Annotated in this window: 15 protein-coding genes; 8 read left to right on the top strand and 7 right to left on the bottom strand. The window is 69.9% G+C overall.

Annotated elements, in window-relative coordinates:
• The first annotated feature begins 34 nt into the window (after window positions 1-34).
• From EAH86_RS00350 to EAH86_RS00340, 3 genes are read left to right on the top strand one after another with little or no spacing between them, the layout of a single operon-like run.
• Window positions 35-691: a CDP-alcohol phosphatidyltransferase family protein gene (locus EAH86_RS00350; RefSeq protein ID WP_206665690.1), complete on the top strand. Its 657-nt coding sequence runs from the start codon at window positions 35-37 to the stop codon at window positions 689-691.
• Window positions 688-1185 carry a hypothetical protein gene (locus EAH86_RS00345; RefSeq protein WP_140736654.1) on the top strand — a complete coding sequence of 166 codons (498 nt, stop codon included), beginning with the start codon at window positions 688-690 and terminating at the stop codon, window positions 1183-1185. The genes EAH86_RS00350 and EAH86_RS00345 overlap by 4 nt, the downstream gene beginning before the upstream one ends.
• A gap of 49 nt (window positions 1186-1234) precedes the next feature.
• Window positions 1235-2638 (top strand): class II fumarate hydratase, encoded by a 1404-nt coding sequence (locus EAH86_RS00340; protein ID WP_140736653.1) that lies wholly within the window; start codon window positions 1235-1237, stop codon window positions 2636-2638.
• Between the two features lie 119 nt (window positions 2639-2757).
• On the opposite strand, the gene EAH86_RS00335 is transcribed toward EAH86_RS00340, so the two are convergent.
• From EAH86_RS00335 to EAH86_RS00325, 3 genes are all read right to left on the bottom strand, one after another.
• Window positions 2758-3507: a lytic transglycosylase domain-containing protein gene (locus tag EAH86_RS00335; RefSeq protein ID WP_140736652.1), complete on the bottom strand. Its 750-nt coding sequence runs from the start codon at window positions 3505-3507 to the stop codon at window positions 2758-2760.
• A 305-nt stretch (window positions 3508-3812) separates the two neighbouring features.
• A complete protein-coding gene (locus EAH86_RS00330) occupies window positions 3813-5141 on the bottom strand; it encodes a PhoH family protein (protein ID WP_140737435.1) in 1329 nt (442 codons plus the stop codon).
• Window positions 5142-5485: 344 nt separating this feature from the next.
• The gene (locus EAH86_RS00325; protein WP_140736651.1) at window positions 5486-6247 is read right to left on the bottom strand and encodes an isoprenyl transferase; all 762 of its coding nucleotides are present in this window, start codon (window positions 6245-6247) and stop codon (window positions 5486-5488) included.
• Window positions 6248-6350: 103 nt separating this feature from the next.
• Between EAH86_RS00325 and EAH86_RS00320 the strand changes: the two genes are divergently transcribed.
• Together EAH86_RS00320 and trhA are read left to right on the top strand one after the other, a co-directional pair.
• A complete protein-coding gene (locus EAH86_RS00320) occupies window positions 6351-7157 on the top strand; it encodes a thioesterase family protein (protein WP_140736650.1) in 807 nt (268 codons plus the stop codon).
• 86 nt (window positions 7158-7243) lie between these two features.
• Window positions 7244-7942 (top strand): PAQR family membrane homeostasis protein TrhA, encoded by a 699-nt coding sequence (trhA, locus tag EAH86_RS00315; protein WP_140736649.1) that lies wholly within the window; start codon window positions 7244-7246, stop codon window positions 7940-7942.
• 47 nt (window positions 7943-7989) lie between these two features.
• Here the strand turns inward: trhA and EAH86_RS00310 are convergent, their stop codons facing one another.
• Window positions 7990-8976, bottom strand: a complete 987-nt coding sequence (locus tag EAH86_RS00310; protein ID WP_140736648.1) for an aldo/keto reductase — start codon at window positions 8974-8976, stop codon at window positions 7990-7992.
• Between the two features lie 156 nt (window positions 8977-9132).
• On the opposite strand from EAH86_RS00310, the gene EAH86_RS00305 reads away from it, so the two are divergent.
• The gene (locus EAH86_RS00305; protein ID WP_140736647.1) at window positions 9133-10026 is read left to right on the top strand and encodes a helix-turn-helix transcriptional regulator; all 894 of its coding nucleotides are present in this window, start codon (window positions 9133-9135) and stop codon (window positions 10024-10026) included.
• A 32-nt stretch (window positions 10027-10058) separates the two neighbouring features.
• Here EAH86_RS00305 and EAH86_RS00300 read toward each other — a convergent pair whose 3' ends face one another.
• Genes EAH86_RS00300 through mca form a run of 3 tightly spaced genes read right to left on the bottom strand, consistent with a single transcriptional unit; the run spans window position 10059 to window position 11682 of the window.
• Window positions 10059-10442 carry a VOC family protein gene (locus EAH86_RS00300; RefSeq protein ID WP_140736646.1) on the bottom strand — a complete coding sequence of 128 codons (384 nt, stop codon included), beginning with the start codon at window positions 10440-10442 and terminating at the stop codon, window positions 10059-10061.
• A 41-nt stretch (window positions 10443-10483) separates the two neighbouring features.
• Window positions 10484-10750 carry a hypothetical protein gene (locus EAH86_RS00295; protein ID WP_140736645.1) on the bottom strand — a complete coding sequence of 89 codons (267 nt, stop codon included), beginning with the start codon at window positions 10748-10750 and terminating at the stop codon, window positions 10484-10486.
• Window positions 10747-11682, bottom strand: a complete 936-nt coding sequence (mca, locus tag EAH86_RS00290) for a mycothiol conjugate amidase Mca (RefSeq protein ID WP_194150721.1) — start codon at window positions 11680-11682, stop codon at window positions 10747-10749. Before mca ends, EAH86_RS00295 begins: the two co-directional genes overlap by 4 nt.
• Before the next feature lie 95 nt (window positions 11683-11777).
• Here mca and EAH86_RS00285 point away from each other — a divergent pair, with 95 nt between their 5' ends.
• Window positions 11778-12143 (top strand): DUF4307 domain-containing protein, encoded by a 366-nt coding sequence (locus tag EAH86_RS00285; RefSeq protein ID WP_140736644.1) that lies wholly within the window; start codon window positions 11778-11780, stop codon window positions 12141-12143.
• 242 nt (window positions 12144-12385) lie between these two features.
• Window positions 12386-12880, top strand: coding sequence for a transcription elongation factor GreA (gene greA / locus EAH86_RS00280; RefSeq protein ID WP_140736643.1), 495 nt, complete (start codon window positions 12386-12388; stop codon window positions 12878-12880).
• Window positions 12881-12945 lie beyond the last annotated feature (65 nt).

Genomic DNA, 12945 nt, shown 5'->3' with positions numbered 1-12945 from the left:
CCACCGCGCTGCCGCGTCGCCCTATGCTCGACGGGTGGGTAGTCGGTCGGGGGTCGTCCGACCCGCGGGTCAGCTGGCGGGTCTATGGACGCGTGAGCGGGTGGTCTCGGTCCCGAACGCGATCACCGTGGTCCGCACCGTGGTTGCGATGGGGCTCGCGGTCTGGGCGGGCTACACGGGTTCGGTCCCGGTGCTGGTGGCGGCGTACATCGTCTACTGGTTCGGCGACATGGCCGACGGACAGGCCGCCCGTCGGATGAACCAGGAGACCCGCCTGGGCGCCGTGTTCGACATCGTGTGCGACCGCGCGAGCACCATGGTGGTTGCGGCGGCGTTCCTGCGCATCGACCCGGACTCGACGCCGGCCATCGGCATCTTCCTGTTCCAGTTCTGCGTCGTGGACACGATGCTCTCGTTGTCGTTCCTCGCCTTCGACATCGTGAGCCCCAACTACTTCTACCGCGTCGACCGGTCGATCTACCGGATGAACTGGACCCACCCGGCCAAGGCCCTGAACAACTCCCTCGTCGTGCTGCTGTGCCTTGCCGACCTCGTGTGGCCGGCTGCGCTGGCCGCACTGGTTGTCCTCGGCGTCAAGGTCTGGTCGATCGCGCGCCTGCTCGTCGCGACTCGGGGCGCCAGCAGCCGCGGCGAGCTGACGCCGGCCGGCGACCGCACCCTCGTCCCGTGACGACGGCACTCCTCTACCTCGCGCTCGGGGGGCTGGGCTACGGCATCGTCTCGGCATTCATCCCGCTGCTCAACGCCGAGGCCTTCGTCGTGGCCGCGGCCGCCGGGGGTGCCTCGGCGGCTGTGTGGGGCGTGGCCGGGGCCTCCCTCGGACAGACGGTCGGCAAGGTCGCGATCTTCGTGATGGTGCGTAAGGGAGTACATCGCAGGTTCCTGCGGGAGCGGCGCCGGCGACCGGCGCAACAGCCGACCAGTGCCTGGCGGCTGAGGCTGCGCGACTGGTCGGCGCGGCTGCTGCTCCAGCTGGACCGACCGTGGGTGGGTGGCCTCGTGGTGCTGGTGAGCGCCTCGGCAGGGCTGCCCCCGCTGGCCGTGGTCGCCGTGGTCGCCGGGCTCCGCCGGACCCCACTGGCAATGTTCACCGTGGCGGTGCTGCTCGGCCGAGCGGCCCGGTTCGCGGCGCTCGCCTGGCCGGTGGCCGCGATCGCCTCCTAGCGGCGTGACTGCGCCTGCTGCCCGCTGAGGGGTGGCGCATGATGGGGGCATGAGCGAGCTGAAACCCGCCACCCGCACCGAGCACGACTCGATGGGCGACGTGGAGGTCCCTGCTGACGCCCTGTGGGGCGCGCAGACCGCCCGGGCCGTCGACAACTTCCCCATCTCCGGTCAACCGGTCCCAGCCGGTGTCATCCATGCCCTGGCCCTCCTCAAGGCCGCCGCCGCGGAGGTCAACGCCGGCCTGGGCGTCATCGACACGGCCCGGGCCTCGGCCATCGCCGCCGCGGCGGCCGAGGTGGCGCAGGGCCAGCACGACGACCAGTTCCCCATCGACGTCTTCCAGACCGGCTCCGGCACCTCGACCAACATGAACGTCAACGAGGTCGTGGCCCGGATCGCCCACCTGGCGACCGGTGACGCAATCCACCCCAACGACCACGTCAACGCCGGTCAGTCCAGCAACGACACCTTCCCGAGTGCGCTTCGCATCGCGGCCACCCTGGCGGTGCACCGAGACCTGGCGCCCAGCCTGGCCCACCTCGCGAAAGCGTTGCGGGCCAAGGAGACCCAGTTCGCCGACGTGGTCAAGGCCGGCCGTACCCACCTGATGGACGCCGTGCCGGTGACCCTCGGCCAGGAGTTCGGCGGCTATGCCCGCCAGGTCGAGCTCGGCGCCGAACGCGTCCTCGCCGCTGCCGGGGCGACAGCCGAGCTGCCGCTGGGCGGCACCGCGGCAGGGACCGGTCTCAACGCCGCGCCCGGCTTCGCGCAGGCTGTCATCGAGGCCGTGAGCGCGCAGACGGGGGTGTCCTTCCGAGAGGCAGCCGACCACTTCGAGGCACAGTCCGCCCAGGACGCCGTCGTCGAGCTGAGCGGCGCGCTCAAGGTGGTCGCCGTCAGCCTGACCAAGATCTGCAACGACCTGCGCTGGATGTCCTCCGGCCCGCGGTCGGGGCTCGGCGAGATCCACCTGCCCGACCTCCAGCCCGGGTCCAGCATCATGCCGGGCAAGGTCAACCCGGTCCTGCCCGAGGCCACCCTGATGGCCTGCGCCCAGGTCATCGGCAACGACACCACCATCACGTTGGCCGGAGCATCGGGTGCCTTCGAGCTCAACGTGATGCTGCCCGTGATGGCGCGCAACATCCTCGAGTCCACCTCGCTGCTGGCGGCGAGCTCACGGCTCCTCGCCGACCGCTGCATCGACGGCATCGAGGCCGACATCGAGCGAGCCAGGGACCTCGCCGAGGGCTCCCCGTCGATCGTCACCCCGCTGAACCGCTACATCGGCTACGAAGCCGCCGCTGCCGTCGCGAAGCAGTCGATCAAGGAGCGGCGCTCCATCCGCGAGGTGGTCATCGAGCGCGGCCACGTCGCCAGCGGCGAGCTCACCGAGGAGCAGCTCGACCAGGCGCTCGACGTCCTCGCCATGACCCGCCCACCGCGCTAGGTGAGGTATGCCGGGTGGCCGGCCACCCGGCATACCTCACCCGACAACGGGCGGACGGACGCAACGAGAGAGCCGCACCCTTGGGGTGCGGCTCTCTCGACGTTCGTGGGAGGTGCGGCTCAGTACCAGTGCGGTGAGCGGCTCTGCCACGCGCTCAGCGCGCCACAGGGTGTGCCGTAGGAGCCCTTGATGTACTGCAGGCCCCAGCGGATCTGGGTCACCGGGTTGGTGCGGTAGTCCGCGCCGACGCTCGCCATCTTGGACGCCGGGAGGGACTGCGCGATGCCGTAGGCGCCGGACGAGGAGTTCTCAGCGGTGTAGCGCCAGCCGCTCTCGCCCATCCAGAGGGTGTCCAGGCAGCCGAACTGGCTGTCGCTCATCCCGAACTCGGAGAGCAGCGCGCGGGCGGCAGCGCGGGGGTCCTTCTGGGCGTTCTCGAGGATCGCCTGCTTCTTGGCCTCGAGGGCTTTGCGGGCCTTGTCGCGGGCCACCTTCTCGGCGGCCTGCCGACGCGCCTTGGCGGCGGCCTCACCGGCAGCGATCGTGGCGATACGGTCCTTCTCCTGGGCCGCGGCGATGCTCGAGTTGGTCTCGTTGCGATCAGCGGCGAGCCGCGCGGTGTCCTCGATCTGGGCGTCCGCGAGCTCGTTGGCCTGCGCGATCGCCTCGGTGCTCACGGTGAAGGCGGCCGCGCCGGTCTGGCGCTGGTCGGCGGCCTGGTAGCCGGCGGCGGTGGTCGCGATGACCGCCAGCAGCAGGCTCGACGTCACCGCGGGGCGACGGATCGCCTTGGTGAGGCCGGAGGATCGAGAGGCTTTCCTGCCGTGGGCCGCACCATGACGGTGCCGACCCTGGTAGGGCTGACTCATACGGGGTTCCTCCAAAGGAAAGGCCACCGCACAGGTGGTGGCCTCAATCGGTGCCGGGGGGATGTGTTCGCCAAGTCGCTCATCAGTCGGCAGCCAACTCCGTGGCCACACAGAAAGCGTCCCGGCACGTTATGAAACCGAGACTTTACCCGAACTTGGAAGTCAAAACCCAATCGTCCCCAGACATCTGTGACCCGTGTGACAGGTGAGACATCAGATTCATCCTTTTGGTGGAGGCACACCGCCCACTGAGCAGGGCGATGTGCCTCCGGACACATCCAGGACGGGGCCTCGAGGCCCACCGCTCAGACCTCGAGCCCCTCCAGCAGGTCGGTCACCAGGGCCGCGATCGGGCTCCGCTCGCTGCGGGTGAGGGTGACGTGGGCGAACAACGGGTGGCCCTTGAGCGCCTCGATGACTGCCGCGACCCCGTCGTGGCGGCCGACCCTCAGGTTGTCCCGCTGGGCGACGTCGTGGGTGAGCACGACCCGGGAGTTCTGGCCGATGCGCGACAGCACGGTGAGCAGCACGTTGCGCTCGAGGCTCTGCGCCTCGTCGACGATGACGAAGGCGTCGTGCAGCGAGCGCCCGCGGATGTGGGTCAGCGGCAGGACCTCGAGCATCCCCCGGTCCATGATCTCCTCGACCACCTCGTGCGAGACCAGCGCACCGAGGGTGTCGAAGACCGCCTGGGCCCAGGGCCCCATCTTCTCCGACTCGCTACCGGGGAGGTAGCCCAGCTCCTGGCCGCCCACGGCATACAGGGGGCGGAAGACCACAACCTTGCGGTGCTGACGACGCTCCATGACCGCCTCGATGCCGGCGCAGAGCGCGAGCGCGGACTTCCCGGTGCCGGCGCGGCCGCCGAGCGAGACGATGCCCACGTCCGGATCGAGCAGGATGTCGAGCGCGATCCGCTGCTCGGCGCTGCGGCCGTGCAGCCCGAACGCGTCACGGTCGCCACGCACCAGCCGGATCTGCTTGTCGGCACCGACCCGCCCCAGACCGCTTCCCCGCGGCGAGAGCAGGACCAGCCCGGTGTGGCAGGGCATCTCGGCAGCGGCGGCGTTCTCGATCCGGCCGTGCTCGTAGAGCGAGTCCATCTCCTCGACGCTGATGTCGAGCTCGGTCATCCCCGTCCAGCCGGAGTCGATGGCCAGCTCGGCGCGGTACTCCTCGGCGTCCAGCCCGACGGCCGACGCCTTGACCCGCATCGGCAGGTCCTTGCTGACGACCGTGACGGCGAAGCCCTCGTCGGACAGGTTCTTGGCCACCGACAGAATGCGGGTGTCGTTGTCGCCCAAGCGGAAGCCGGCCGGCAGTGAGCTCGGGTCCGTGTGGTTGAGCTCGACGCGCAGGGTCCCGCCCACGTCCCCGACCGACACCGGGGCATCGAGCCGCCCTTCGCTCATGCGCAGGTCGTCGAGCAGCCGCAGCGCCTGGCGCGCGAAGTAGCCCAGCTCCGGGTGGTGCCGCTTGGCCTCGAGCTCGGTGACGACGACGACCGGCAGCACGACCTCGTGCTCCTTGAAGCGCAGCATCGCCCGCGGGTCGGACAGCAGGACGGACGTGTCGAGCACGAAGGTCCGGAAGTCGGGGGCCTTGGCCTTGCCCTTGGCCTTGGGAACCGGCATCGCGCGGGGCGCGCCCGCAGTGCTGGAGGAGGTACGACGGGTGCTGTCGTGGTTCGAGGCCAATGTCTCTCCTTGGCACAGCGCGCGCTTCGGCGCGATGCGCCTACTCGCGAACGAGGTGCCGGGACCAGGCTTTCCCACCGCGGTGGAGCCGGTTCCGGCCCTCCGCTCGGAGCTGGATCTGCTCCATAGGTTGGCCTCCCCGAACGCGGGACGGGTGCCCCGCGTCACTACGGACGGTACGACTCACCCGACCTCGGGGAAGGCAGGCTCGCGGCGTGTCATCCAGAGTTAACCCGTTGGCCCGATGCGCCCCTCAGACGTTGGTATGCCGCGGGGCGCACTCAGTTGCCGAACCTGCGGTTGCGGTCGGCGTAGGCGCGCAGCGCGCGGAGGAAGTCGACGTGCCGGAAGTCGGGCCAGTAGGCCTCGCAGAAGTAGAACTCGCTGTGCGCGCTCTGCCACAGCAGGAAGCCGGAAAGCCGCTGCTCGCCGGACGTGCGGATGACGAGGTCCGGGTCGGGCTGGCCCTTGGTGTAGAGGTGCTCGGCGATGTGCTCCACCTGCAGCGTCTCGGCCAGCTCCTCGATCGTCGTGCCGTTCGCGGCGTGCGAGACGAGCATCGACCGGACGGCGTCGGTGATCTCCTGGCGCCCGCCGTAGCCCACGGCGACGTTGACCGTCATACCCTGCACGCCCTCGGTGAGGTCAGCGCTCTCCTTGAGCCGACGCGCGGTCTCGGCCGGCAGCAGGTCCAGCGACCCGACCGGGTTGATCACCCAGCGCTTGGTCTGGGCCAGGTCGCTCACCGTGTTCTCGATGATCGACAGCAGGGGGACGACCTCCGCGGCCGGGCGGCTGAGGTTGTCGGTCGACAGCAGCCACAGGGTGACCACTTCGACCCGGGCCTCCTCGCACCAGTCCAGGAACCCGGCGATGTTGTCCGCTCCGGCCTGGTGGCCTTCCTTCGTGCCATGGCCGCGTGCCTTGGCCCAGCGGCGGTTGCCGTCCAGCATCACGCCCACGTGGCGGGGAAGCGTCTCGCGCGAGAGGCGACGGCTCAGGCGTCGCTCGTACGCGGCATACAGGATGTCGGACAGCGCCACGCGGACTCCTCACCCTCTCCCGAACCAGCTCGGCGGCCGCACCCGCGGCCCACCACACCACGCTACCCCCGAGGGGTCGATGTGGTCGGGCAGGATGGCGACCATGTCACCCGCCCCTGGATCCTTCTACGAGCTCGACGAGGCCGCGACCGGGACCAGCACCGTGACCGCCACGACCCACACAGCCGGGCCGTGGTCGCCGGACGCCCAGCACGGTGGGCCACCGATGGCGCTGATGGCTCGTGAGGCGCAGCGGCTGGGCGACGGCTCGCGCGTCGTCGCCAGGGTGACCTGCGACCTGCTGGGACCGGTGCCGGTCGGGCGGCTCCGGGTCGACTCTCGTGTGGTCCGCCCCGGACGCTCGGTCGAGCTGGTCGAGTGCGAGCTGGTCGACCTCACCAGCTCGCGTGCGGTGGCGCGAGCGGCGCTGTGGTTGGTGCCGCGCGTCGAGGACGGCCCGGTGGCGGGGTTCCCGACACCTCCGCCCGGGCCCCCTGACGGGGTCGAGCACGGTATGCCGCAGGGCTGGCACCCCGGGTACCTCGACGCGATCGAGTGGTCCTGGGTCGAGGGAGGGCTCGAGCAGCCCGGTCCGGCCACCGTGTGGATGCGTCCCCGCGTGACGCTCGTGCCGGACGAACCGCTGTCACCCCTGCAGCGGCTGCTGGTCTGCGTCGACTCCGCATCGGGAGCCAGCGCGGCGCTGGACATCCGCGACTGGCAGTTCATGAACACCGAGCTGACCGGCCACCTCGTCCGAGAGGCAGCCGGCGAGTGGATCGGTCTGCGCGCGCACACCACGCTGGGCGGTGGCGCGGTCGGCCTGGCGATGGCCGAGGTGTTCGACGAGCACGGCTTCGTGGGACGGACGGCTCAGGCCCTGCTCGTGCGACCAGCGGTGCAGGAGTGACGGATGGCCGGTTCCACGGCTCTCCTGCGACCAGCCTCACGACCTACGCTCAGGTAACCTACGCAACCGTAGGTTACAGTGGACCCATGACTACGGCACCCGCCCCTCGCTCCGAGCAGGGCCCCCTCGAGTCAGTCGTCGCCACGGTGAAGCCGCACCTGCGCGGCTGGTTGCACGCCGGCATGGTCCCCCTCGCCCTCGCGGCAGGCATCGTCCTGATCGCGCTGGCCCCCACGACTCCCGCGCGCATCGCTGCCGCGGTCTTCAGCGTCACTGCCTGGCTCCTGTTCGGCACCTCCGCGGTCTACCACCGCGGCAACTGGTCGCCCAAGGTCGCCGGCATCCTGAAGCGGATGGACCACTCCAACATCTTCCTCATCATCGCGGGCACCTACACGCCCTTCACGCTGCTGCTGCCGCGCGACGACGCACGCACCATGCTGCTCATCGTCTGGATCGGCGCCATCGCAGGCGTGCTGTTCCGCGTCTTCTGGGTCGGCGCTCCCCGCTGGCTCTACACCCCGGTCTACGTCGCCCTCGGCTGGGTCGCGGTCTTCTACCTCGGCCCGTTGCTCAAGTTCGGCGGACCCGCCATCGTCACCCTGATCGCCGTCGGCGGCCTGCTCTACACCGCAGGCGCTCTCGTCTACGGCATCAAGCGGCCGAACCCCTCACCGCGCTGGTTCGGGTTCCACGAGATCTTCCACACCCTGACGGTCGCCGCGTTCACGGTGCACTACATCGCGGCGTCGATGTCGGTCTACGGCGCCGGGTCGCCTTCCTGAGCCACCCGTCCTGACGGCCTGGTGACTGCTTCACCCTGACCCCCTCGTCACTGGTCGATCGAGGCCATGTTGGCTTCGTCGTGGCGCTCGCCGGCCGCGGGTGCGAGGGTGTCGAGTCGGGCGATCTGGTCGACCGTGAGCTCGACGCCGTCCGCGGCAATGTTCTCCTCGACCCGGGAGACGCGACGGGTGCCGGGAATCGGCGCGACGTCGTCCCCGCGCGTCAGTAGCCACGCCAGGGCAGTCTGCGCCGGGGTGGCGCCGATCTCGGCACCGATGGCACGCACCTCGTCGACGATGGCGAGGTTCCGGACGAAGTTCTCTCCCGTGAACCGCGGGTTGGTCTTGCGCCAGTCGTCATCCGCGAAGTCGTCCACGGAGCGGATCTGGCCGGTGAGCAGCCCGTGCCCGAGTGGCGAGTACGGGACGAACCCGATGCCCAGCTCGCGAAGGAGTGGCAGGATCTCCGCCTCCGGGTCGCGGGTCCACAGCGAGTACTCGGTCTGCAGCGCGGACACCGGGTGGACCGCGTGAGCCCTGCGGATGGTCTCGGGGCTGGCTTCGGAGAGCCCGAAGCGAAGGACCTTGCCCTCGGCGACGAGGTCCGCGACTGCACCGGCGGTCTCCTCGATCGGAGTGTTCGGGTCGACCCGGTGCTGGTAGTAGAGGTCGATGTAGTCCGTGCCGAGACGCTTCAGCGAGCCCTCGACCGCAGCGCGAACACTGGCAGGGCTGCTGTCCATGACGCCCGGGCTGACCTCGCCGTCCGCATGGGACACCAGGCCGAACTTGCTGGCGACGACCACGTGGTCACGTCGGCCCCTCAATGCCTGGCCGACGACTTCCTCGCTGTGGAAGGGGCCGTAGATCTCAGCGGTGTCGACGTGGGTGACGCCGAGGTCGAGGGCACGCCTGATCGTGCGGATCGACTCGGTGTCGTCGAGGGCGCCTTCGCTGGTGTAGGTGCCGGCCATGGTCATCGCACCGAGACCGATGCGGGAGACCTGCAGGCCACCCAGGGAAACGAGCTTCATGATTGTCGTACTTCCTTTGGAGTCGGGGTCGTCGGTGCTGCCGACTCCTCCACGGAACCACCCCTCCGGACGAGGAAGAAGGCACTGTCAAGAGTGGTACTGACAGTGCCTCCCTCGACGACCCCGCAACCGGATGCAGGTCCGTACGCTGGAGGAATGACGAGCCATCGCGATCCGGATGTTCGCGGCGACGTGCGCACCCAGATCCGTGAGTTCCTCACGAGCCGGCGCGCCCGGATCACGCCGCAGCAAGCCGGGCTCCCGGTCTTCGACACCGCTCGCCGACGCGTTCCGGGCCTGCGCCGTGAGGAAGCCGCGATGCTCGCCGGCATCTCCAGTGAGTACTACGTCCGGCTCGAGCGCGGCGACGCCACCGGCATCTCCGAAGGAGTGGTCGACGGGCTCGTGCAGGCCCTCCAGCTCGACGACGCCGAGCGCAGCCACCTCCTCGACCTGCTCCGCGTCGCGAGCAGCACGCGCCGCCCACGGCAGCGGCCGGCCGTCGCACGGGTCCGTCCGACCGTGCAGCGCATCATCGACTCGATGGTCGGCACGCCCGCCTTCGTGATCAACGGCCGGCTCGATGTGCTGGCCTCGAACGAGCTCGGGCGGGCCCTCTGTGCGCCGATCTACGAAGAGGTCACTGACCCTCCCAACAACGCGCGGTTCATCTTCCTCAACCCCCAGGCGACCCGGTTCTGGGTCGACTGGGCCAAAGCAGCCAACGACACCGTCGCCATGTTGCGCACCGAGGCCGGCCGTGACCCCTACGACCGCGACCTCTCCGACCTCGTCGGCGAGCTCTCGACCCGCAGCGACGAGTTCCGAGTGCGATGGGCAGATCACAACGTCCGGCTCCACGTCACCGGCCGCAAGAGCATCCACCACCCCACGGTCGGCGACCTCGACCTCCCGTTCGAGTTCCTCCCGCTGCCCGGCGATCCCGGCCAGAGCCTGCTGACCTACACCGCAGAACCGGGCTCACCGTCGCAGCAGGCCCTCGACCTGCTCGCGAGCTGGACGACTGCTCCTCGCGCCACGCGTCGCTGAGGCCCCGCGCGTCGCTGAGGCTCCGACGAGCGTCAGCCGGCGGGGTTGGTCTGCCAGAGCCCGACGGTGTTGCCTTCGGAGTCGGTGAAGTAGGCCGACCAGCCCATCGAGGCAACCGGCTCCTTCCCGGACAGCACGGAGCCACCCTGCGCCGCGACCTGGGCGAGCGTGGCGTCGATGTCCTCGACGTCGATGACGACCGTCGGCGCGGTCAGGTTGCCCGTCCGCGGGCCCATGCCCCCGTTGATGAAGCCGGGTTCGGTCGGCCCCTGGTCGCCGGACGGGCCGGTCGACACCATCGTGTAGTCCATGCCCGGGTAGGACTGCAGGTCCCAGCCGAACAGCTCGCCGTAGAAGGCCGACGCGCGGTCGCGGTCGTCGTAGGGGAGCTCGAAGTGCACGATCCGACCGCTCATGGCTGGCCTCCTGGGACACGTCCCGACCGAGGGTGCGGGACCTACGGGTTGGTGCTGCCAGTCTGCTCCGGATCCTCGGGCGCGTCACCCTCAGGCGCGCCACCCTTCGGCTCGTCACCGCGCTTGCGGGCCTTGCGCTCGTCGGCCTCGGCCTGCGCCTCTCGCGCCAGCTCCTCCGAGCGGTAGGACATCCGCCGCATGCGCGCGTTCATGTTGCGCATCAAGAGGTAGAGCGCGATGGCCAGCACGAAGAAGGCCACGAAGCCCCACAAGCCAGGCGAGACCATCGACGACGGTGCGCCGTTCACGCGGTCACCTCTGTGCGACCGTCATAGGCCAGCTCGAGCCCGCCGCGGGTGGCCAGCTCGTCGCCCGTCGCTGCATCGGGGATGCCGGCGAAGAGGTCGTCCTCGACCGGGGTGACGGGAAGGTAGGAGAGCGCGGCCTCGTAGTCCTCGGTCGGCCAGACGCTCACCTGCAGGTCGCGCGGGACGCGGAACCACGCGCCGTCCGGGTCGATCTGGGTGGCGTGGGCGAGCAGGGCCTGGTCGCGCTGGTCGAACCAGTCCGCGCAGTGCACGCGGGTGGTGATCGTGCGGGCCTTCTCCGGGTCCCAGTCCTTGAGCCAGTCGGCGTAGGGGCTCTCGATCCCCTGCGCCAGCAACGCCTCGTGGAAGGCGGCGTACTTCGCCCGGTTGTGCGAGTTGTAGTAGAGCTTGAGCGGCTGCCACGGCTCACCGGCATGGGGGTATGCCGCGGCGTCACCGGCCGCCGCGAAGGCCGCCATCGACACCGTGTGGGTCATGATGTGGTCCGGGTGGGGGTAGCCACCGTTCTCGTCGTACGTGGTGATGACGTGGGGACGGAACCGGCGGATCTCGCGGACCAGCGCCTCGGTCGTCACCTCGATCGGCTCGAGGGCGAAACAGCCCTCGGGCAACGGAGGGAGCGGGTCGCCCTCGGGCAGGCCCGAGTCGACGAACCCGAGCCAGGTGTGGTCCACCCCGAGGATCTCCTGTGCCCGCTTCATCTCGTCCCGCCGGACCTGCGCGAGGTCACGCTCGATGTGGGGATCGCCCTTGAGCCGGGGGTTGAGCACGTCGCCGCGCTCGCCACCCGTGCACGACACCACGAGCACGTCGTAACCCGTGGCGGCATACCTCGCCGTCGTCGCCGCGCCCTTGCTCGACTCGTCGTCGGGGTGCGCGTGCACCGCCATCAACCGCAACCGGTCAGCCACCTGCACAACCTCATTCGTCCATCGCCGACAATGGTCGTCCGGAGTCAGCAGACATCCGGACCGTTTGCCATCCTCTCACCCGTGGAAGGTCCCCCATGCCGCTCCCCCGTCCCGCCCCCGGCACCGGCCGCTGGTGGGTCATCGGCACGATCGGCATCAGCATCGGCGTGGCGCTCGCCGTGTGGCTCGGGCTGGCCAACAGCCTGGGCGCCGTGACGTTCGTCGACACCGACTACAAGGTGATCGACGACCGCAGCGTGCAGGTCGGGTTCGACGTGCACCGCTCCCCCGACCAGGCCGTCACCTGCACGGTCGAGGCGCAGGACACCGCGCACGGCGTCGTCGGGGTGCTCGAGGTCCAGGTGCCGCCGTCCGCAGTGCGCTCGGTGCACCAGCAGGTGGTGGTCCGCACGGCCTCACGCGCCGTCGGCGGCAGCGTCCGCGACTGCCGAACTTCCTAGCCCGCAGACCCCCGAACGAGACCCACCGGACGCCCGACGGCGAGCCGCCCGGGTGGGTTGTCCGGATGCTCGACGAAATGGACCCCTTCTAGCGGCGCGATGTAGTCTGGAGCCTTCACCGAGCGGTCTGGACCCGCCACTGCGATGACACCTCACACGTGGTCGGGAGTCCGGGCCGTTGTGCGTACCACCCTCTCCGAGACGCAGCCGCGTCCGACGGAGACCCAATCAAGGAGTACATCGTGAGCGAGACCGCGACCCCCACCGCGAGCTACCTGACCCAGGAGGCCTTCGACCGTCTGAAGGCCGAGCTGGACCAGCTCTCCGGCACCGGCCGTACGGAGATCGCCAAGAAGATCGAAGCCGCCCGCGACGAGGGCGACCTCAAGGAGAACGGCGGCTACCACGCAGCCAAGGAGGAGCAGGGCAAGATGGAGGCCCGCATCCGCCAGCTGACCCAGCTGCTCGAGAACTCCATCGTCGGCACCAAGCCCGCGGACGACGGCATCGTCGAGCCCGGCATGGTCGTCACCGTGCAGATGTTCGGCGAGGACGTCGAGTTCCTGCTCGGCTCGCGCGAGATCGCCGAGGGCACCGACCTCGAGGTCTACAGCGAGAAGTCGCCGCTCGGCCTTGCCATCAACGGCAAGAAGGTCGGTGCCAAGGCGTCCTACAAGGCCCCCAACGGCAAGGTCATCCAGGTCTCCGTGAAGTCGGCCACGCCCTACACCCCCTGAGCGTCGACATCCCCGGAGCGTCAACGACGAAGGGCCGCACCCACGGGTGCGGCCCTTCGTCGTGC

It is taken from the genome of Pedococcus bigeumensis (assembly GCF_006438965.1).
GTDB classification, from domain to species: domain Bacteria; phylum Actinomycetota; class Actinomycetes; order Actinomycetales; family Dermatophilaceae; genus Pedococcus; species Pedococcus bigeumensis_A.
The sequence above is the reverse complement of the archived record's forward strand: the minus strand, read 5'-3'. Positions and strand labels throughout refer to the sequence as shown.

Coding starts and splice junctions, on each gene's coding strand:
- EAH86_RS00340 (WP_140736653.1), top strand. CDS start 1,235: ATGAGCGAGCTGAAACCCGCCACCCGCACCGAGCACGACTCGATGGGC.
- EAH86_RS00335 (WP_140736652.1), bottom strand. CDS start 3,507: ATGAGTCAGCCCTACCAGGGTCGGCACCGTCATGGTGCGGCCCACGGC.
- EAH86_RS00330 (WP_140737435.1), bottom strand. CDS start 5,141: ATGCCGGTTCCCAAGGCCAAGGGCAAGGCCAAGGCCCCCGACTTCCGG.
- EAH86_RS00320 (WP_140736650.1), top strand. CDS start 6,351: ATGTCACCCGCCCCTGGATCCTTCTACGAGCTCGACGAGGCCGCGACC.
- trhA (WP_140736649.1), top strand. CDS start 7,244: ATGACTACGGCACCCGCCCCTCGCTCCGAGCAGGGCCCCCTCGAGTCA.
- EAH86_RS00310 (WP_140736648.1), bottom strand. CDS start 8,976: ATGAAGCTCGTTTCCCTGGGTGGCCTGCAGGTCTCCCGCATCGGTCTC.
- EAH86_RS00305 (WP_140736647.1), top strand. CDS start 9,133: ATGACGAGCCATCGCGATCCGGATGTTCGCGGCGACGTGCGCACCCAG.
- EAH86_RS00300 (WP_140736646.1), bottom strand. CDS start 10,442: ATGAGCGGTCGGATCGTGCACTTCGAGCTCCCCTACGACGACCGCGAC.
- EAH86_RS00285 (WP_140736644.1), top strand. CDS start 11,778: ATGCCGCTCCCCCGTCCCGCCCCCGGCACCGGCCGCTGGTGGGTCATC.